Source organism: Xanthomonas sp. Leaf148 (genome assembly GCF_001423585.1).
In the GTDB taxonomy this organism is placed as follows: Bacteria; Pseudomonadota; Gammaproteobacteria; order Xanthomonadales; family Xanthomonadaceae; genus Xanthomonas.
Window position 1 is genome coordinate 626,566 of sequence record NZ_LMOP01000001.1, and the last position, 19,591, is coordinate 646,156.

Here is a 19,591-nt window from a genome sequence, read left to right on the forward strand (position 1 = left end):
ACTGGCTCGCGCATGCCAGCAGCTGCGCGGCAGTGAAATACTCCGAGCATGTGCGATCGCATCAGGCTGCTGCCGCGCAACATGCGGCAGCCGACGTTTGCGACCGTCGTCATACCAATGATTGATTATTCCGGAATGAACACCACGGAACGGAAACACGCCGAACAATTGCTTTGACTCTGAACCAGGCGCTGCGCAGCGTCGTTTCTCCACGGACCCGGGTCCATCATTGGAGAGGCGCATGAGCGTCGTACGCAGCGTCACCATGCAGTTCGCTGTTTTGCTGGGCATCGCACTGGCCCCCTGCACGCAAGCGCAGACCCTGGTGTGGGAAGACAACTTCAACGGTCCATCGATCGACGGCACCAAGTGGACGTACGACGTCGGCAACGGGTGTCAGATCAGCTTGTGCGGCTGGGGCAATGGCGAGATGCAGTACTACACCAGTCGCCCCGACAACGCGCGCATCGAAAACGGCCGGCTGGTGATCGAAGCGCGCCGCGAAGCGTTTGGCGGCATGCCCTTCACCTCGGCACGACTCAAGACCGAAGGCCGCATGCATTTCACCTACGGCACGCTCGAAGCGCGCATCAAGACGCCGGTGGTCGGCAATGGGCTGTGGCCGGCGTACTGGATGCTGGGCACCATCGGCGTGTGGCCCGGGCGTGGCGAAATCGATCTGATGGAAGCCGGCATGGCTGCGGCGATCGCCAACGGCACCGCTAATCGCCGTATCGGTGCGGCCGTGCATTGGGACTACAACGGCGCGCAGGCCGACTACGACACCAGCTACACCAGCCCGGTGAATCTGCACACCGATTTCCATGTGTACCGCATGACCTGGGACCCGCAGTTCATCCGCATCTCGATCGACGGGCAGCAGTATTTCGAATTTGCGATTTCCAATATCGAAGGTGCCTCGTTGCACGAGTTCCATCAGCAGCAGTATCTGCTGCTCAATCTGGCGGTGGGTGGCACCTACACCGGAGTGACCTCACCGGCCGCGGTGACCGCGCCGCTGCCGGGCAAGATGGAGATCGATTACATACGTCTGTATCAAAACCCCGGTTCGCAATTGTATGTGGGCAGCCAACACGCCATGCCGGCCGGACGCTTTGGTGTGTTCACCGACCAGGCCGATACCAGCGCGCGATTGACCTTCGGCCAGGATGCCGAACTGTATCTCTGGAACAACCTCACACCGATCGCGCAGGCGCCGTTCGAAGGGGCCAATGTCATGGCGTATCGCGCCAACGCGGGGGCCTGGTATGGACTGGGAATCCAGAGCGATTACCGCAATCTGGCTGCCTACGCAGGCGGCGCGCTGAAGCTGCAGGTAAAGACCACCACCGCATCGACATTCAAGATCGGCATCAACACCAGCTTCGGCGACAGCTGGGTGGATTTTGCGGCCGGCGGCAACCAGTACGGCCTGGTGCGCGATGGCGCCTGGCACGAAGTGAGCATTCCGTTCAGTGCCTTCTACGACCTGGATTTGCAGGCGGTCAAACAGCCTTTCATGCTGGTGGCCGATCCGCCGGGCGCGCCGGTGGAGATCGCCATCGACAAGGTCTACTACCAGAGCCGTTGACGCCGCAGCGGATGCAGACCTGCGGCCAGCGCTCAGGCGTTGGCCGCAACGCCCTTCAACATGTCGATAAGCTGACGCAGGCGATAAGGCTTGGGCAGGAAGTCGACCCCAGCTGGCAGCGGCGGCAGCTGCGCTTTCGCAAACCCCGAGGCCAAGATGACGCGCGCCTGCGGCAACAGCTGCGCCACCTGCTCGCTCAATTCGATCCCCGACATGCCGTTGGGCATGCGGATATCGCTGAACACCACGTCGTAAGGGCCGCTGTCGCGCAGCATGCGCAAGGCGTCATGGGCATCATCGGCGGTGTCGACGGTGATGCCTGCATCGCGCAATGCCTCGCCGATCAACTCGCGGAGTTCTTCTTGATCTTCCACCATCAACAGACGCAGGGGTTCAGTCATGCTCGGCCTCCTCGATGGCCGGGAGAAACAGGGTGACGGTGGTGCCGCACCCAGGTGCGGTCTCCAGATCGACGAAGCCACCGGATTGGGACGCAAAGCCATAGACCTGGCTCAATCCCAGGCCGGAGCCTTTGCCAACATCCTTGGTGGTGAAAAACGGCTCGCTGGCGCACTGCGCCACCTGTGCCGACATGCCGGGGCCATTGTCGCGCACTGCGATGCTGACGTAACGACGCGTTGCGCCCTGCGGCGCCGACGGTGCAACGCGCTGCTGCGAGGCGGTGATCACGGTGATGGCGCCACCGGCCGACATCGCGTCGCAACTATTGAACACCAGATTGAGCAGCGCCGCTTCCAGTTGGCCGGGGTCCACGCATACATCGGGCAGCGCATCGGCGAAGTCCAGCGAGAGCGTTACCGCGGTCGGGCAGGCGCGGCGCAATAATTCGAGCGTGCGCGTCACCACCGCGTTGGCGGCATGCCGCTCCGGAACCAGGCGCTGCCCGCGCGCGAAGGCGAGCAGCTGGCGTGTCAGCAAGGTGCCGCGATCCACCGCGGTCTGCGCCGCTTCCACCAGCATGCGCGTGCGCGCATCGTCGCCGGCACGCAGCGCGATCAGATCCAGGCTGGTCACCATCACCGTCAGCAGATTGTTGAAGTCGTGCGCCATGCCCAGCGTCAACCGACCCAGCGCCTCGACTTTCTGCGAATGCAACAGCGCGTGCTGCGCCTGCTGCAATAGACGTTGCGCGTCATGGCGGTCGGTGACATCGCGGGTGATCTTGGCAAACCCGACCAGCACGCCGAACTCCAGCACCGGCTCGATCACCACGCTGGCCCAGAAGCGGCTGCCGTCCTTGCGTACGCGCCACCCTTCAACAGCAAGACGCCCCTGCCGCTTGGCAATGTCCAGGTTCTGCATGGGCTCGTCGCGCTGCGCATCTTCGGGCAGATAAAAACGCGAAAAATGCGAACCAAGCACGTCAGCAGCGGTATAGCCCTTGATGCGCTCACCGCCGGGATTCCAGCTGCGCACATAGCCGCCGGTGTCGAGCATATAGATCGCGTAATCGGAGACGCTTTGCACCAACAGCTGGCACTGCCGGCTGTCGTGCGACAGCGGCCCTGCGTTGTCGATGGTCGTTTCCGTCTCCATCGCGCGATGTTCCCCCGGAAAAGCGCGCGACCATAGTGACGTCGCCGTGAAGGTTGCGTGCAAGCCAACCCGGCTGGAAAAGCGTCAAAAACCCGGCGATTGGCGCGTGAAAGTTATCGGCTACCATGACCGCCCTCTCAGTTCGGTGCGCGCGCCTCATGCAGAACATCTCGACCACACGCGACCGCTGGATCTGGGTCATCGCGGGGGCCTTGATGGCTGGCACGTTGAGCGTGGAGTTGGTCACGCCGCTGGGGTATGCGGTATGGCTGACCTACTTCGTGGCGGTCGGCGTGACGGTCTTTCAGAACCGCCCGCAGGCGCCGTTGGTAGTGGGCGTGCTGTCGTGCGTGCTACTGGCGATCGGTTTTCATCTGGCGCCGCCCAGCACCAATTCGAGCTTCTCATCGATTAATCGCAGCATTGGCGGCGTCTCGTTTCTGGCGATGGCGTTAGTGGTGACGCAGGCGATCCGCGCACGTCGTCAGGCCGAATTGGCGTTGTGGCTGCAGCAGGCCGAAAACACGGTCGAAGCCAGCCTGCGCGGCGATCAAAGCCCGGAAGACTTGGCCGATGCCGCGCTGCGCGCGCTGTGCGACACCTTGGGCGCGCAGGTCGGCGCGCTGTACCGCATCGAAGGCGAGCGCCTGCGGCTCACCGGCGGCGCGGCGCTGCCGGTCGACATGCCCAAGACGCTGCCCAGCAATGCCGGCCAATGGGGTGAGGTGTTGCAGCGTGGCACGGTGCGCCGCGTGCGTGGCGTGGATGCCGGGCATCTGCAGATTGCCTCCGGGCTGGGCCAGAGCGCCTGCCAGGAATTACTGCTGGCCCCGGTGACTGCCGATGGCCGGGTAACTGGTCTGCTGGAACTCGGTCGGGTCACCGACGCGCAGACATCCGGATCGCGCGAGCAAGAATTGCTGGCACGTTGCGGTGAAAACATCGGCCTGGCGCTGCGCACCGCGCTGCTGCGAGCACAGTTGATGGCCCTGCTGGAAGAAACCCAGCGGCAGAGCGAGGAACTGCAGACGCAGCAGGAAGAACTGCGCGTAGCCAACGAAGAACTGGAAGAACAAAGCCGCAGCCTGCAGCAATCGCAAAGCGATCTGGAGCAGCAGCAGGCCGAGCTGGAACAAACCAACGTCCAGCTGGAAGAACGTACCCAGGCGCTGGAAGCGCAGAAGCAGGCGCTGCTGGTGGCGCAAGGCCAGCTGGTGCGCAATGGCAACGAACTGGCCACCGCCTCGCGCTACAAGTCGGAATTTCTGGCCAACATGTCGCACGAGCTGCGCACCCCGCTCAACAGCGCGCTGATCCTGGCCAAGCTGCTTGCCGACAACAAGGACGGCACGCTGAGCGCCGACCAAGTGAAGTACGCGCAGGCGATTCTGTCGTCCAACAACGATCTGCTGGCGCTGATCAACGACATCCTGGATCTGTCCAAGATCGAAGCCGGTCACGTGGAACTGACCGATGACACCGTGGCCACCAGCTCGGTGCTGCAGCGACTGCGCGACACCTTTGAACCGCTGGCGCGACAGAAGGGCCTGACCCTGGAAATCGGCACCGAGGCCGACGCACCGACGCAGCTGGTGGTCGACAACCAGCGTCTGCAGCAGATCCTCAAGAACCTGCTGGCCAACGCGATCAAGTTCACCGAACGCGGCACGGTAAGTCTGTCGATCCAGGCGAGCGCACCGGGACGGGTGCTATTCAAGGTCGACGACACCGGCATCGGCATCGCACGCGAACAGACCGATGTGATCTTCGAAGCGTTCCGGCAGGCCGATGGCAGCACACGGCGTCGCTATGGCGGCACTGGCCTGGGCCTGTCGATCTCGCGCGACCTGGCACAACGCATGGGCGGCAGCATCAGCGTGGACAGCGAACCCGGACGCGGCAGTTGCTTCACCCTGGAATTGCCCACCGACGGTGCACCGGCAGAAGCGATGCGCGCCGCCGAAGCGACATCGACGCCGACATCGACATCGACGTCAACTGCAATCAACGCGCCCGCGCTATCGCCTCACCACACCGGCATGACGATGACATCGCGGGCTGGCGAGCACCCCGGCGTTGTCTCCGCTGCAGTGCCGCTGCCGATTCCTGCGCCCAACGCGGCGCCACAGCAACGCGCGCAGGACGACCGCGATCAACGCACCCGCCCCGGCCGGCTGATCCTGGCGGTGGAAGACGACACCCGCTTTGCGCAGGCCCTGGTGGACCTGGCGCACGAGCTGGACTTCGATTGCGTGGTGGCGCCCAGCGCCGAAGAAGCACTGCGACTGGCCGCCGAGTTGCGCCCCAGCGGCATCCTGCTCGACATCGGTTTGCCGGATGCCTCCGGCCTGAGCGTGCTCGAACGCCTCAAGCGCGACCCTGCCACCCGTCACATCCCGGTGCACGTGGTGTCTGCACTGGAACGCAGCCAGATCGCACTGGAACTAGGCGCGGTGGGCTATCTGATCAAGCCGGCAACGCGCGAGTTGCTGGCCGGTGCGATCCGTCAACTGGAAGACACCAACGCGCGTGCGGTGCGTCGCCTGCTCATCGTCGAAGACGACAGCGCCTTGCGCGAAAACCTGCAGTTGCTGCTGGCGCGCGACCAATTGGACATCGTTGCAGTAGGCAGCATTGCCGAGGCGATGGCGCAGTTGGCCGGCTCCACCTTCGACTGCATGGTCACCGATCTCACCTTGCCCGATGGCAGCGGCTACGACCTGCTCGAACGCATGGCCGGCAACGACGCAGTGGCGTTCCCGCCGGTGATCGTCTACACCGGGCGCGCACTGACGCGCGATGAAGAACAGCGCCTGCGCCGGTATTCCAAGAGCATCATCATCAAGGGCGTGCGCTCGCCCGAACGGCTGCTCGACGAAGTGACGCTGTTCCTGCACAGCGTGGAAGCCTCGCTGCCCAGCGACCAGCAACGCTTGCTGCGCGAAGCACGTCGCCGCGATGCGGTGCTCGATGGCGCCACCGTGCTGCTGGCCGAAGACGACGTACGCAACATCTTTGCGCTGTCCAGCGTGCTCGAACCGCTGGGCGTGACCCTGGAGATCGCACGCAATGGCCGCGAAGCGCTGGAACGCCTGGCCGAGCGCGAGGTGGACCTGGTACTGATGGACATCATGATGCCGGAGATGGATGGCATCACCGCGATGCGCGAGATCCGCGCCAACCGCCAGTGGCAGGATCTGCCCATCATCGCGCTGACCGCCAAGGCCATGGCCGACGACCGCGAACGCTGCCTGGAAGCCGGTGCCAACGACTACATCGCCAAGCCCATCGACGTGGACAAGCTGGTGTCGCTGTGCCGGGTGTGGTGCTCGCGGCAATGACGCCGGTTGAACTGTTCGATCTGGAGTTGCGGGTGCTGCTGGAAGCGGTGTACCAGCGCTATCACTACGATTTTCGCGATTACGCGGTGTCGTCGTTACGGCGGCGCATGCGCCATGCCATGGCGCGTTTCGAGTGCGCGCGCGTGGCCGATCTGCAGCATCGGCTGCTGCACGAACCGGAAACGTTTGCGCAGGCGATGCAATTCTTCACCGTGCAGGTGTCGGAGATGTTTCGCGACCCGGCGTACTTTCGCGTGCTGCGCGAGCACGCGGTGCCGGTGTTGCGCACCTATCCGTCGATCAAGTTGTGGGTGGCCGGCTGCAGCACTGGCGAAGAGGTCTGGTCGCTGGCGATCCTGCTGCACGAAGAAGGCTTGCTGGAAAAGGCCGTCATCTACGCCACCGACATCAATCCCGAAGCGTTGAACATGGCCGAAGCCGGCGCGTACGGCATCGATCGCATCGCACAGTTCAGCCGCAACTACCTGGATGCCGGCGGCCGTGGGTCGTTGTCGGACTACTACACCACCGCCTACGACGGCGCGGTGTTCGACCGCCGCTTGAAGCGCAATATCGTGTTCGCCGATCACAGCCTGGCCACCGATACGGTGTTCTCCGAAGTGCATCTGGTGTCGTGCCGCAATGTGCTGATCTATTTCAACCGCGGCCTGCAGGACCGTGCCGTGGGCCTGTTCTTCGACGCGCTGGTGCACCGCGGGTTTCTGGGCCTGGGCAGCAAGGAATCACTGCAATTCGGCGCACATGCGCAGGCCTTTGAAACCTGCGCACGCGAACAACGCCTGTATCGGAAGGCCGCATGAGCAGCACACTGGCGCACCGACACTTCGACGCCATCGTGATCGGCGCCTCCGCCGGTGGCGTGATGGCGCTGCAGGCGCTGTTGTCCCACCTGCCTGCCGATCTGCCCATGCCGGTGCTGGTGGTGCTGCATCTGCCGCGCGACCGCACCAGCCATCTGGCCGAGCTGATGGATGCGCGTTGCGCGCTACCGGTGCGCGAGGCGGACGACAAGCAGCCATTGCGCGCTGGCACCGTGACCATTGCCCCGCCCGACTATCACCTGCTGGTGGAAACCCGCGACAGCCTGGCCCTGTCGATGGATGCGCCGGTGCTGTTCTCGCGCCCGGCGATCGACCCTTTGTTCGAATCGGCTGCGGACGTGTTTGCCGAGCGTCTGTTGGCGATCCTGCTCACCGGCGCCAGCAGCGATGGCAGTGCCGGCGTGGCCGCAGTGCGCGCAGCAGGCGGCACCGCCTGGATCCAGCTGCCCGATGATGCCGCGTCTCCGCTGATGCCCGCCTCTGCCCTTGCCCACGCCGGTGCCGATGCGGTGCTGACCCTGCAGGCGATCTGCAAACGACTGGAAGTCTTTCACCCATGAATCTCACCACGACCGGCCTTGCTGCGCACGGCGACGAACCCGCCAAGCTCCTGATCGTGGACGATGTGCCGCAGAATCTGGTGGCGATGGAAGCGCTGCTGCAGCGCGATGGCATCCAGCTGCTGTGCGCATCCTCCGGCGCGCAAGCGCTGGAGCTGCTGCTTGAACACGATGTGGCGCTGGCCCTGCTCGACGTACAGATGCCGGAAATGGACGGATTTTCGCTTGCAGAACTGATGCGCGGCTCGCAGCGCACCCGGCATGTCCCGATCATCTTCCTGACCGCATCGCCAAACGATCCGATGCGCGCGTTCCAGGGCTACGAAAGCGGTGCAGTGGATTTTTTGCACAAGCCCATCGAGCCCCACGTGATCCTGAGCAAGGTCAATGTGTTCATCGAGTTGTACCAACAGCGCCGGCTGCTCAAGGCGCGCAATGCCTCGCTGGAACGCGCGCTCACGCTCAACGAAACCATGATGGCGGTGCTCACCCACGATCTGCGCACGCCGCTCTCGGTGATCCTGTTGTGTGCGGACAAACTGAGCCTGGACGTCGATGGCGACGGCTCGGCCGCACGCACGCTCGGACATCTGGAAACCAGCGCGCGGCGCATGGCTCGCATGGTCGAACAATTGCTGGATTTCTCGCGGCTGCGCACCGATGGGCTGTCGATGCAGTTCGGTCCGTGCAATCTGGGCGAGGTGGCGCACAGCGTGGTCGGCGAGGTGGCGCAGGCCAACCCGCTCACCACCATCGATCTGCGCACCGAAGGCGACCTGGACGGCGACGGCGACGGCGATCGGCTGGCGCAGGTGGTGTCCAACCTGGTCGGCAATGCGGTGCTGCATGGCGGCAGTCATCCGGTGCAGGTGCATCTGGACGGCCGCGAGCACGACGTGCTGCGGCTGTCGGTCCGCAACACCGGGCACATCCCCGACAGCCTGATGCCGCGCTTGTTCGAACCATTCAAGGCCAGCTTCCATGCCAGCCAGGGCCTGGGGCTGGGATTGTTCATCGCCGATCAGTTCGTCAAGGCGCATGGCGGCACGCTGCAGGCGCGCAACGAAGCCGGCGACGTGGTGTTCGAAGCCAGACTGCGGCGGCACAACCTGGCTGCATGATCGCAGCGCGCGCGGGCGGCCAGGCAACGCACTGGCGGCCTGCGACAACGCATGCGGCCACGCTGCGCCGTGCGGTTCGACGCCCGCGCAATGCCCGGCGCAGGCGCACCGCGCACCGCGCACCACCGGCCCATCTAGGCGTTGCAGCATCGCAACCGCACCTGGCGTGTGTATCCAACGTGGATCGCAGCGCCCTGTAACGCATCGCCGGACTCAACCGCAGCCGATGGGGGTCATGCGAGCGCGAGCAGTGCCAGTCGCCGAAATGCACCGTATGCTCCGCTCGATGCCCTGGTGCCACGCGCCTGAACTCGGCTCTCCACGTTCTTCGATCGCACCAACATCTGTTCGTCATCATCAGGCGCACGCCGTGCGTCATGTCAGCGGAGGCGGTTATGTCGTATGTCGATGGGTTTGTCCTTGCAGTGCCCAAGGCCAACAAGGACACGTTTCAGGAGTACGCCCGCATGGGCGATACGATCATCATGGAGTACGGCGCACTGCGCGTGATGGAGTGCTGGGGCGACGATGTCCAGCAGGGCCAATGGACCGACTTCCAGCGCGCGGTAGCGGCCACCGACGACGAGATCGTGGTGTTTTCGTGGATCGAATGGCCGGACAAGGCCACCCGCGATGCGGGCATGCGCAAGATGATGGACGACCCGCGCATGGACCCGGCCGTCAACCCGATGCCGTTCGATGGCAAACGCATGATCTACGGCGGCTTTGTCCCGATCGTGGCGCTTGGGCAATCAGCCTGAGCGAAGCAGCGCGCGATTGCCGCGCGCTGTCGCCTGGCCGCCGCAGGCATCATGCGCGGCGGCCGGCCTCCCGACACAGGGCCTTCTGCCGTGGTCGCTACACTGACCACATGCAGCCGCATGTGCCGTCGGTGATGTCCGGGCGTCGCGACTGCATTGCCTGTCCACCGGAGACCACCGCATGACCGACGCACCGCTCCTGATCGCCTGCCCGAACTGCGCCGCCATGAACCGCGTTGCGCGCGCACGCCTGCACGATGCGCCCAACTGCGGCAGTTGCCATCGGCCGCTGTTTCTGAGGGCGCCGGTGACCTTGTCGGCGGCGGATTTCGACAAGCACGCCGTGCGCAGCGAACTGCCACTGGTGGTGGATTTCTGGGCGCCGTGGTGCGCGCCGTGCCTGAGCATGGCACCGCAATTTGCGGCCGCCGCCGCGACGCTGGAGCCGCAGGTGCGGCTGGCCAAGGTGGATACCGATCTGCATCCTGCGCTGGGCACGCGTTTTGGCATCCGCAGCATCCCCACCCTGCTGGTCATCCGCGGCGGGCATGAGATCGGCCGTCATTCCGGCACGGTGAGCAGCGCGCAGATCGTCAGCTGGGTGCGTTCGGTGCTGGACGGTCGCTGATAAAAAAAGCCAGCTGCGCATGCACGCAGCTGGCCTTCGTCGATGCAGGTGCCGCTGCGACGCAGACGCCGCAGCCCATCGATCAGCTGGCGATCACTGCCAGTTGACGTTGACCGACACGCCCACGATGCGCGGCTCGTTGTACACCGCCGCCATATAGTTTTCGATCACGCCCTTGACGTTCTTTTCGTTGGTGATGTTGCGCGCGAATGCCGCCACTTCCCATGCACCGTAGCCGCCGGTGTAGCCCAGCTTGAGGCCACCTTCGAAGTTGCCATCGGCACGGAACTCGGTGGAGTCGTACAGCACAAAGCTGGTCTCGCCCTGCTTGTTCCAGTCGGTGGACACGAAAAACGCGCCGTCGTTGCCCATCGGAATGTCGTAGCGTGCGGCCAGGTTGAGGTTGTACTTGGGCGCGTTGGGCAGCGGGTTGCCGTCGATCTGCGCGAAGGTGTTGGCGCCGACGCGGATGGTGGGGTCGTTGACCGTGCACACCACCACGCCATTGAGCGCGCAGGCCTGCGCAAACACGCGCTTGTCGTTGATTTCGCTATGCAACAGGCTCAGGCCCGCGGTCAGCGACAGGTTGGAGATCGGGCGCCAATCCAGGTCTGCTTCCAGACCGTAGGCCTTGGCCTTGTCGGCATTGAACAGCACGCCGTTGCCGTCCGAATCGTTGCCGTTGAGCTGGATGTCATCGACGGTGTAGGTGAAGCCGCTGACATTCAGGCGTAGCCGGTTCTGGAACAGGCTGCTCTTGATGCCGGCTTCCCACGACAGAATGGCTTCCGAATCGGCGGTGGTGAAATCCGAATTGAACACCGCGCTGCGGCCCTGAATGGTGGGGCCGCGGAAGCCGCGTGCCACGCGTGCATACACGCTCAGGTCCGGGTTGAGTTCATACATCGCGCTCAGGTCCCAGCTGGGCTGGGTGTCGGACATGCGCACATCGCGACGGCCACGGTAGGTCACCGCGCCGGCCGCGGTGTCGGCGGTCTTGAGCAGACGGGTTTCCTTGGTGTCCTTGGTCTGGCGGATGCCGGCGGTCAGCGTCAGCGCATCGGTGGCCTTGTAGCTGAGCTGACCGAAGCCGGCCCACGAGGTATTGGTGTTGCGCAGCCTCACCCAGTTATTGGGATTGCGCGCCGCAGTGCGCAAGAAATACGCACGCTGATAAAAATCGGTGGTGTCGCGGCCATCGAAATAGAACGCGCCCACCTGCCACTGCAGCGCGTCGTCGCCCTCGCTGGCCAGACGCAGCTCCTGGGTGTACTGATCCAGATCGCGAATCTGCCCCATCGATTGGCCGAACCCGTTCGGCACCCCATTGACCGGATAATTGGCCGCCGCACCGCCATCGGTGTCGCCACGGCTGTAGCCGGAGGTGGTTTCGTAAGCAGTGATCGAGGTCAGCGAGACGCCGCCGAAATCGTAGATCGCCTTGATCGAGCCGCCATCGGTCTTGTAGGCCTGCGGGTTGTCGTGGGCTTCGTCGTAGGCCACGCGATCACGCGGCACGTCAACCTTGTCGCTGCCACGTGTCACCGCATTGCGCAAAAATAGTGTGGAGGTGCCGTCGTAATCGCGGGTGTGCACCGAGCCCAGCAGCGAGAACGCATCGTTGGGCTTCAACAGCACCTGCAGGCGCGCATTGCGGTCGTTGTAGCCGCCCATTGCGTCCTTACGTGGGGTACGCGTGCCATCGGCGCTGCTGCCGGCAAAGGTGTTGTCCACCCAGTCGTCGCGGTGCTGGTACAACGCCGACACGCGGAACGACAGCACGTCGTTGATCGGCCCGCCGAAGCCGCCATCCAGCGACACCGTGTTGTAGCTGCCGTAGCTGGCGTCGACGCGGCCGGTATAGGTATCGCCGGGCTTGACGGTGTCGAACTTGACGATGCCGGCGGTGGTATTGCGGCCGAACAAGGTGCCCTGCGGGCCGCGCAGCACTTCGACCTGGTCCACGTCGTAGACCGGGTTGGACTTGAGCACCACGTGCTCCAGCACCACGTCGTCCTGGATGATGGAGACCGGCTGCGAGGCACCCAGATAGAAGTCGATATTGCCCAGGCCACGGATATAGAAGCGCGGGAAGATGCGCCCGGTGGTGGTCTCGGCGTAGAAGCCCGGCACGCGGCCGGACAGCGCCAGCAAGGTGTCGTCGCCGCCGGCGGTGTACTCGCGCATCGCCGCGCCCTGCACCACGCCCACCGACACCGGCACATCCTGCAGGTTCTGCTCGCGGTGCTCGGCGGTGACGGTTACCGCATCCAGCGCAGTGGGGCTGCCCTCGCCCTGGCTGGCCGGCGCCTGCTGGGCCGATGCGGCAGCGGCCATCGAGGCGAGCAGCAGACCGGCGCAGGCGCGTGCCAGCGGCGTAGGTTGCGGTGCACGCGCATCCAGATGCGCAACAACGGACCTCAGCGACGGAGAAACAGACGAGTACAACGACATGCGGGTTGATCCTTGGGTAAAGACGCGAAGATGAGTCCGTTCGGCATGGGTCTGCCAGAAGGGGGCGCCGCATGGCGCCGCGCGCACGATATGTCAGCAATGTTGCAGCGAAGTGGCAGGCGTGCCGATCCGCGCCCATCGGCCACGTTGCGCACAGCCATGCCACCACACGCGTGCGGCATGGCAAAACGGCATGCCCTGCTCGGCGGCGAGCTGTCATGCTGCCGCAAGGCTGGCGCTACGCCAGTGGCGCGCATCGGGGGAACTGTCGTGAAACGAATTGGATGGATGCTGGGCCTGATGGCCGCCATGAGTTGTCAGCTGGCCTACGCCGGCAGCGCACTGATCACCCAGGTGGATTACCAGGGCGATGACGGCGGCCCGTTGCCGACAGAGGCGCAGTACCGCAATCCGGTGGTGGCCGGTTTTTATCCGGACCCGTCCGCGATCCGGGTCGGCGACGACTTTTATCTGGTCAATTCCACGTTCGGCTATTTTCCCGGCCTGCCAGTGTTCAAGAGCAGCGACCTGGTGCACTGGAACCAGATCGGCAACGCGATCGATCGCGCCGACCAGATCGACTACGGCCGCGACGAACTGACCCGTGGCCTGTTCGCCGCCAGCATCAGCCACCACGACGGCACCTTCTACATCGCCAACACCTGTTTTTACTGCGATGGCGGCAACTTCCTGATCACCGCCACCGATCCGGCCGGGCCGTGGTCCGATCCGATCTGGCTCGACGCCAAAGGCATCGACCCGTCGCTGTTTTTCGATGACGACGGCAGCGCCTGGCTGGTCAACAACGATGTGCCCGCCGGCAAGTTGCGCTACGACGGACACCGCGCCATCTGGCTGCAGCAGCTGGATCTGACCCGCATGAAGCTGGTCGGCACGCGTCAGGCAATCGTGGATTCGGGCTTTCAACCGGCCACCAATCCCGAGCACATCGAGGGCCCGCATCTGTTCCGCCGCGATGGCTATTACTACCTCACCGCGGCCGAAGGCGGCACCGGCGAGCAGCATGCGCAGATGATCTACCGCAGCCGCCAGATCACCGGCCCCTACGAGCCCTGGAGCGGCAATCCGGTGCTGACCCAGCGCGACCTGGACCCGAGCCGCAGCGCACCGATCACCTCCACCGGGCACGCACAGTTCGTCGAGCTCAAGGACGGTACCTGGTGGGCGGTGTTCCTGGGCACCCGCCCGTATCAGGGCAACCACTACGCGCTTGGCAGCGAAACCTTCTTGTTGCCGGTGCAATGGCGCGACGGCTGGCCGCAGGTAGTGCCGCACGGCAGCGCTGTGCCGCCGGTGGCCACGCGTCCCGCATTGCCGAGCGGCACCCAGACCCTGCCCACCAGCGGCCCGATGCAATGGAGCGAGCGCTTCCAGGAAGCGCGCGTGCCGATGCAATGGATGACCATCCACCCGCCCACCCAGCCGTGGTACCTGCCCGGCCCGCAGGGGTTGCGCATCACCCCGTCGCAGGTCGCGCTGGGCGACATCGGCCGCGGCCAACCCGCGTATCTGGGCCATCGCCTGCAGCATCACCACGCCACGCTGGCGGCCAGTGTCGATGGCAGCGCGCTGGCGGCCGGCGAACAGGCCGGTCTTGCGCTGGTGGCCAAGGAGAGCCACTTTCTGGCAGCCATGCTGGTGCGCGATGAGGCTGGCGCGTCGGTGGTGTTGTATCGCCGCGCCGGCCTGCAGGACCCAAGCATCGGCACCGTGCTGGCGCGTGCGCCGCTGCCCGATGCAACGCAACCGGTGCAGCTGCGCTTTGCGCTGGACGGCGCGCGTGTGCATGTGGATTACGCGGTGGGCAGCGGCCAGTGGCAGACGTTGCTCGAACAGGGTGACGCCACGCTGCTCAGCACCGAGACGGCCGGCGGCTTTCTGGGCGCCACGTTCGGGCCGTACGCGTATTCGCGTTGACTGCCGGCACGCGTACACCGCCCTGCCGCGCAATCAGCTCCATGCAGTGCACGCGAAAACCAGCGCGCACTGTTGCTTGCGTTATCTGCGCCTGGCGCAGGCCTGATCGAACGCGCTACTGCGGATGCGACTTATCACATCCAGTGCCGCAACAGCAGCGTCGTGCCGCAGCGTCGTCGTATCCGACGTCGCATCCACCCACACCAACATGCAAATCACTGCGCTTTACGCGCGCGCCAGCACGCTGCTGTCGAGCATCTGCCCCACCGTATTGAGCAGATCGTTGAGGCTGAAGGGCTTGGGCAGCAAGGCCATGCCGTCGGCCAGGAACTCCTGCCGCGTGATCGCGTTTTCGGCGTAGCCGGTGATGAACAAAATCGGCAACCCCGGGCGCAACGTACGCGCCACGTCGGCCATGTCGCGCCCGTTCATGCCCGGCAGGCCGACATCGGACACCAGCAGATCGATCTGCACATCGGTGCGCAATTGATCCAACGCGCCGATGGCATCTTCGGCTTCGATCACCTCATAGCCGGCGTCGCTAAGCACCTCGCTCACCATCATGCGCACCACGTCGGTGTCGTCCACCAACAAAATGCGCGCGTTACGCGCCCGTGGTGTGGTCGGCGCCGGTGCCGGCGGCAACGCGCTCGCCGACAACCCGCGCGGCAGCAACAACGCCACCGTCGTGCCCCGGCCGATCGCACTGGTGATACGCGCAGTACCGCCGGATTGGCGCGCAAAGCCGTAGGTCATCGACAACCCAAGGCCGGTCCCTTCGCCGATGGGTTTGGTGGTAAAAAACGGCTCGAACACCTGATTGAGAACCGCCGGCTCGATGCCGCTGCCATTGTCGATGACGTTGACCGCCACGTACTCGCCATCGTCCAGTTCCGGGTCGTTGTGCGCGGTGTAGGCAGCGGTCTGCACACAGATCGTGCCTTGCCCGCGCAAGGCGTCGCGGGCGTTGATCACCAGGTTGAGCACCACGTTCTCGAGTTGGTTGGCATCGGCAATGGCCACCAGCGAGGTATCGGCAAGCTCCAGCTCCAGGGCGATGTTCTCGCCGATCGAGCGTTGCAGCATGTCTTCCAGCGAACGCACGCGCAGATTGACGTCGAATGGCTGCGCATCCAGCGATTGCTTGCGCGCGAACGCGAGCATGCGCTGAGTCAGCGCTGCAGCACGATGCGCAGAGCCGGTGGCAATCTCGGCCAGGCGCGGTACACGTTCGATACGGTTGGATTCCACCGCCAGCTGGATCATGTCCAGGCCGGAAATGATGCTGGTCAATAGATTGTTGAAGTCGTGCGCGATACCGCCGGTGAGCTTGCCCAGCGCTTCCATTTTTTGCGCCTGCAACAGCTGGATTTCGGTGCGCTGGCGTTCGGCGATCTGGTGCGCCAGTTCGGTGGTGGCGGTATCCAGTTCCTGACGCTGCTCGCGCTCGCGCTCGCGCCTCTCGGTGACGTCTTCCACCATCAGCAGGCCCAAATCCGGCTCGCGGTACGGCGACACCCGCCATTCGGTTTCGCACAGCTTGCCATCGCGCAGGATCGACAACGTGCCGCTCCAGCGCTCGCGCTGCGCCAGTGCGCTGGTCAGCGCCTGCACCGTGGCCGTTTGATCCAGCCCGGCGGCGTGGATCGCATCACCCGGCGTGGCGTCGCCGATCAGGCGCTGAAACGCCGCGTTGAGTTCATGCGTATGCAGGGTGGCATCGACCACCGCGATCGGCGCGCTGATGTGCTCGAAGATCTCGCGGAAGCGGGCCTCGCTGACCCGCAATGCTTCTTCGGCATTGCGCGCGCGCAACAGCGTACGCAAGGTGGCGACCAGTACATTGGGGTCGACCGGATGGATCAGGTACGCATCGGCGCCGGCATCCAGGCCGGTGATCATGTCGCCGGTGGCGATCGATGCGGCAGACACGTGTACCACCGGCAACAATGCGGTGCGCGGCTCGGCGCGCAAGCTGCGCACGATGTCGAAGCCGCTCATGTCCGGCAGGTTGACGTCCAGCACCACACCGGCAAATGTCTGCGTCGCCAGCTTGCTCAGGCCTTCGGTACCGGTGCCTGCTTCGTCGACCACAAAACGGTGATGTTCGAGCACGCGCCGCACCGAATAGCGCGTCACCGCGTTGTCATCGACGACCAGAATGTGCTGCTTACTGCTCAAGTGCCTTCTCCGCTGCCAGCGTCACCGGCAGGACCACAAAAAATTCCGAGCCTTGCCCGACCACGCTGTTGATACCGACCCGTCCGCCAAGCAATTCGGCAAACCGCTTGCAGATCGCCAACCCCAGCCCGGTGCCGGTCAGGCGCTTCTGCAGCGGCGAGTCCACCTGTACAAAATCTTCGAACAAAGCATCGTGAAGCTCGGGCGCGATACCAATACCGGTGTCCTGCACGCTGAAGCGCACGTGGCTGTCACCTTCCAGGTGCGCCAGCACGCGCACCTGGCCGTGCGGGGTGAATTTGAGCGCATTGGAAATGAAGTTGCGCAGGATCTGCGCCAACTTCTTGTCGTCGGTGTAGAGCATCGGCAACACCGGCGGATCTTCGAAAATCAAGGTCGTGCGGCTGGCATCGGTCAGCGGGCGGAACATCCCGCGCAACGCTGCGAACAGGTCCATCAGATCGAACCAGCCCGGCGAAATGGTGACCCGCCCGGCTTCGATCTTGGCCAGATCCAGCAGGTCATCGACCATCTCGGTGAGCTCGCGCGCCGACGCGCTGACAAAGCGTACCTGCTTGAGTTGCTCGTCGTTGAGCGGTCCGTCCATGCCGTCCTCCAGCAGCCGGGTGATGCTCAGGATCGAACCCAGCGGCGTGCGGAACTCATGGCTCATGTACGACAGGAACCGACTCTTGAGTTCGGATACTTCGCGCAGCTGTTCGGCCTGCTGGTCGAGCTCGGCATACAGTGCCAGCACGCCCTGATTGGTTTCTTCCAGCTCCTGGCGCAACGCCTGGTTCTGCTGGCGCAGGGTTTCAAGTTCGGCGATCGAAGCGCTGCCGGGCGCTGCATCGGATCCGTTCATTGCATGCCTCCCAGGCGCATGACGAAAACGCACGCATCGTCGCGGCCGCGCGCGTATTCGCGCAGCAGCACAGCCGCAATGATGCGTGGATGGCGCGACAACAGCCCGGCGTGATCGCGCAGGTTCCAGCGTGTCTGCACACCGTCGCTATGCATGACCAGCAGCTTGCCCGCAGCCTGCGGAAAATCGAAAGGGTTGGCCTTGCGAAACTGCACGCCGACGATGCCCGGGTGCGAGGGCATGCCGCGCACTCCATCGCCGTCGCACAGCATTGCGCCGATATTGCCAACGCCGGCAAAGCGCACCTGCCCACTGCTGCGGTCGAACTGCATCACCGCCGCAGCACCGCCACGGCTGCCGGACATGCCGGCATGCAGTCGTGCGACACGTTCATCGGGGTAGCCACTGGCAGTGGCGGCAACGCGGGCGCCGGCATCGGCGGCATCGGCCGCGCCCGGCCCGTGGCCCAGGCCATCGATCAGGGTGACGGTGACGCGCTGCGCATCGATTGCCAGATGCCAGGCATCGCCGCACACCACTTCGTTATGCAGCGGCAGCCGGATCGCGCCATAGGGCAGATCGCGCGTGGCGCGTGCATCGGCATAGACGCGCGCCAGCACAACCGCCCCGGTGCGGTCCGAATACGCATCCAGCAGCGCCGCATTCCGGTGCACCGTGCCCAGGCCATTACCTGGCGTGCTGCCGGTGGAATAGCCGTCGGGCAAACAATCGGCGAGTACGAAGCCCGGGCCCTGGTCTAACGCACACAGCTCCACGCCGATGCCGTCGCGACCGGCCACGCTGCACAGCTGGATCTGCCCGCCACCGCCGTGGTTGAGCAGATTCGTACACAGCTCGGTCGCAACCAGGGCAACGCGGCCGCAGGCGTATTCGTCGAACCCATTGGCCTGCGCAAGCGCCACCGCATCGCGGCGCACCTGCCCCACCTGGGTCACTTCCTCAACGCGGATGACCTGGGTGAGTGCGCCGGCGACATTCACTTCCATTTGGTGATGGTGATGCGCGTGCCCTTGCCGGCCGCAGTATCCAGCACAAAATCGTCCACCAGCCGTCGACTGCCGGACAGGCCCAGCCCCAGCCCGCTGCCGGAGGTCCAGCCGTCGGTGAGCGCAAGATCCAGATCCGGGATGCCCGGACCTTCGTCGCGAAAGGTCAGCTGCACGCCCTTGCGGATACCGCTTTCCACCAGCGCCCAGTCCATGTCGCCGCCGCCGCCGTAGATCACGGTGTTGCGCGCCAGCTCGCTGGCTGCGGTGACCAGCTTGGTCTGGTCCACCAAGCGCAGCCCGCACTGGACCACCAGCTTGCGCACGGTCTGCCGCGCCATCACGACGTCCTGCTCGGTCCGCACCGGCTGCGAGCCGGTGGTCATGATGCGGGGTCGGGTTGCTGCAACAGCCGCATGCCGCGTTCGACGTCGAGCGCCGTACGCACAGAGGGCAAGGTCAGACCCAGTTCCACCAGGGTGATCGCCACCGCCGGTTGCATGCCTACCACCACGGTGCGGGCGCCCATCAGCGTCGCCAGCCCGGAGATGGTGCTGATCATGCGGCCGATGAACGAGTCGACGATATCCAGTGCGGAGATGTCGATCAGCACACCACGCGCGGAGGTGACGCTGATCTTTTCCGACAAGTCTTCCTGCAGCTGCAGCGCGAGCTGGTCGTGCATGTCCACCTGGATGGTGACCAGCAACAGATTGCCCATCCGCAGGATCGGGATGCGCTCCAT

16 protein-coding genes are annotated in these 19,591 nt (G+C 64.7%); 8 read left to right on the top strand and 8 right to left on the bottom strand.

Annotated elements, in window-relative coordinates; translation table 11 throughout:
* The first annotated feature begins 241 nt into the window (after nt 1–241).
* Entirely contained in the window at nt 242–1,591 is a 1,350-nt protein-coding gene (locus ASF90_RS02595) for a glycoside hydrolase family 16 protein (protein WP_055845466.1), read from the top strand.
* A 32-nt stretch (nt 1,592–1,623) separates the two neighbouring features.
* Here ASF90_RS02595 and ASF90_RS02600 read toward each other — a convergent pair whose 3' ends face one another.
* Both ASF90_RS02600 and ASF90_RS02605 read right to left on the bottom strand, forming a co-directional pair.
* On the bottom strand, nt 1,624–1,992 hold the full coding sequence (locus tag ASF90_RS02600) for a response regulator (protein ID WP_055845468.1): 369 nt from the start codon (nt 1,990–1,992) through the stop codon (nt 1,624–1,626).
* Nucleotides 1,985–3,148 (bottom strand): PAS domain-containing sensor histidine kinase, encoded by a 1,164-nt coding sequence (locus ASF90_RS02605; protein ID WP_055845471.1) that lies wholly within the window; start codon nt 3,146–3,148, stop codon nt 1,985–1,987. Before ASF90_RS02605 ends, ASF90_RS02600 begins: the two co-directional genes overlap by 8 nt.
* 158 nt (nt 3,149–3,306) lie before the next feature.
* Between ASF90_RS02605 and ASF90_RS02610 the strand changes: the two genes are divergently transcribed.
* From ASF90_RS02610 to trxC, 6 genes are all read left to right on the top strand, one after another.
* Entirely contained in the window at nt 3,307–6,489 is a 3,183-nt protein-coding gene (locus tag ASF90_RS02610) for a response regulator (protein ID WP_055845474.1), read from the top strand.
* Entirely contained in the window at nt 6,462–7,310 is an 849-nt protein-coding gene (locus ASF90_RS02615) for a CheR family methyltransferase (protein WP_193552562.1), read from the top strand. The genes ASF90_RS02610 and ASF90_RS02615 overlap by 28 nt, the downstream gene beginning before the upstream one ends.
* Complete coding sequence (locus ASF90_RS02620) at nt 7,307–7,891, top strand: chemotaxis protein CheB (protein ID WP_055845477.1); 585 nt, start codon at nt 7,307–7,309, stop codon at nt 7,889–7,891. Before ASF90_RS02615 ends, ASF90_RS02620 begins: the two co-directional genes overlap by 4 nt.
* Nucleotides 7,888–9,012 carry a hybrid sensor histidine kinase/response regulator gene (locus ASF90_RS02625; protein ID WP_055845479.1) on the top strand — a complete coding sequence of 375 codons (1,125 nt, stop codon included), beginning with the start codon at nt 7,888–7,890 and terminating at the stop codon, nt 9,010–9,012. The genes ASF90_RS02620 and ASF90_RS02625 overlap by 4 nt, the downstream gene beginning before the upstream one ends.
* Before the next feature lie 395 nt (nt 9,013–9,407).
* Complete coding sequence (locus ASF90_RS02630) at nt 9,408–9,773, top strand: DUF1428 domain-containing protein (protein ID WP_055845481.1); 366 nt, start codon at nt 9,408–9,410, stop codon at nt 9,771–9,773.
* A gap of 181 nt (nt 9,774–9,954) precedes the next feature.
* Nucleotides 9,955–10,401, top strand: coding sequence for a thioredoxin TrxC (gene trxC, locus ASF90_RS02635; RefSeq protein ID WP_055845485.1), 447 nt, complete (start codon nt 9,955–9,957; stop codon nt 10,399–10,401).
* Nucleotides 10,402–10,494: 93 nt separating this feature from the next.
* On the opposite strand, the gene ASF90_RS02640 is transcribed toward trxC, so the two are convergent.
* Nucleotides 10,495–12,855, bottom strand: a complete 2,361-nt coding sequence (locus ASF90_RS02640) for a TonB-dependent receptor (RefSeq protein ID WP_055845489.1) — start codon at nt 12,853–12,855, stop codon at nt 10,495–10,497.
* Nucleotides 12,856–13,143: 288 nt separating this feature from the next.
* Here ASF90_RS02640 and ASF90_RS02645 point away from each other — a divergent pair, with 288 nt between their 5' ends.
* Entirely contained in the window at nt 13,144–14,793 is a 1,650-nt protein-coding gene (locus ASF90_RS02645; protein WP_055845494.1) for a glycoside hydrolase family 43 protein, read from the top strand.
* Nucleotides 14,794–15,018: 225 nt separating this feature from the next.
* Here ASF90_RS02645 and ASF90_RS02650 read toward each other — a convergent pair whose 3' ends face one another.
* The 5 genes from ASF90_RS02650 to ASF90_RS02670 are packed head-to-tail and all read right to left on the bottom strand — an operon-like array spanning nt 15,019 to nt 19,591.
* A complete protein-coding gene (locus ASF90_RS02650; RefSeq protein WP_055845496.1) occupies nt 15,019–16,974 on the bottom strand; it encodes a response regulator in 1,956 nt (651 codons plus the stop codon).
* Entirely contained in the window at nt 16,964–17,839 is an 876-nt protein-coding gene (locus ASF90_RS02655) for an ATP-binding protein (RefSeq protein WP_055845498.1), read from the bottom strand. Before ASF90_RS02655 ends, ASF90_RS02650 begins: the two co-directional genes overlap by 11 nt.
* The gene (locus ASF90_RS02660; RefSeq protein WP_055845500.1) at nt 17,836–18,846 is read right to left on the bottom strand and encodes an ATP-binding protein; all 1,011 of its coding nucleotides are present in this window, start codon (nt 18,844–18,846) and stop codon (nt 17,836–17,838) included. Before ASF90_RS02660 ends, ASF90_RS02655 begins: the two co-directional genes overlap by 4 nt.
* On the bottom strand, nt 18,837–19,232 hold the full coding sequence (locus ASF90_RS02665) for an ATP-binding protein (RefSeq protein WP_055845503.1): 396 nt from the start codon (nt 19,230–19,232) through the stop codon (nt 18,837–18,839). The genes ASF90_RS02660 and ASF90_RS02665 overlap by 10 nt, the downstream gene beginning before the upstream one ends.
* Nucleotides 19,229–19,591, bottom strand: coding sequence for an STAS domain-containing protein (locus tag ASF90_RS02670; protein WP_055845505.1), 363 nt, complete (start codon nt 19,589–19,591; stop codon nt 19,229–19,231). The genes ASF90_RS02665 and ASF90_RS02670 overlap by 4 nt, the downstream gene beginning before the upstream one ends.

Excerpts from the sequence above, each read along its gene's own strand:
- ASF90_RS02595 (WP_055845466.1), top strand. The coding sequence starts at position 242 with ATGAGCGTCGTACGCAGCGTCACCATGCAGTTCGCTGTTTTGCTGGGC.
- ASF90_RS02600 (WP_055845468.1), bottom strand. The coding sequence starts at position 1,992 with ATGACTGAACCCCTGCGTCTGTTGATGGTGGAAGATCAAGAAGAACTC.
- ASF90_RS02605 (WP_055845471.1), bottom strand. The coding sequence starts at position 3,148 with ATGGAGACGGAAACGACCATCGACAACGCAGGGCCGCTGTCGCACGAC.
- ASF90_RS02610 (WP_055845474.1), top strand. The coding sequence starts at position 3,307 with ATGCAGAACATCTCGACCACACGCGACCGCTGGATCTGGGTCATCGCG.
- ASF90_RS02620 (WP_055845477.1), top strand. The coding sequence starts at position 7,307 with ATGAGCAGCACACTGGCGCACCGACACTTCGACGCCATCGTGATCGGC.
- ASF90_RS02625 (WP_055845479.1), top strand. The coding sequence starts at position 7,888 with ATGAATCTCACCACGACCGGCCTTGCTGCGCACGGCGACGAACCCGCC.
- ASF90_RS02630 (WP_055845481.1), top strand. The coding sequence starts at position 9,408 with ATGTCGTATGTCGATGGGTTTGTCCTTGCAGTGCCCAAGGCCAACAAG.
- trxC (WP_055845485.1), top strand. The coding sequence starts at position 9,955 with ATGACCGACGCACCGCTCCTGATCGCCTGCCCGAACTGCGCCGCCATG.
- ASF90_RS02640 (WP_055845489.1), bottom strand. The coding sequence starts at position 12,855 with ATGTCGTTGTACTCGTCTGTTTCTCCGTCGCTGAGGTCCGTTGTTGCG.
- ASF90_RS02645 (WP_055845494.1), top strand. The coding sequence starts at position 13,144 with ATGCTGGGCCTGATGGCCGCCATGAGTTGTCAGCTGGCCTACGCCGGC.
- ASF90_RS02655 (WP_055845498.1), bottom strand. The coding sequence starts at position 17,839 with ATGAACGGATCCGATGCAGCGCCCGGCAGCGCTTCGATCGCCGAACTT.
- ASF90_RS02660 (WP_055845500.1), bottom strand. The coding sequence starts at position 18,846 with ATGGAAGTGAATGTCGCCGGCGCACTCACCCAGGTCATCCGCGTTGAG.
- ASF90_RS02665 (WP_055845503.1), bottom strand. The coding sequence starts at position 19,232 with ATGACCACCGGCTCGCAGCCGGTGCGGACCGAGCAGGACGTCGTGATG.
- ASF90_RS02670 (WP_055845505.1), bottom strand. The coding sequence starts at position 19,591 with ATGGAGCGCATCCCGATCCTGCGGATGGGCAATCTGTTGCTGGTCACC.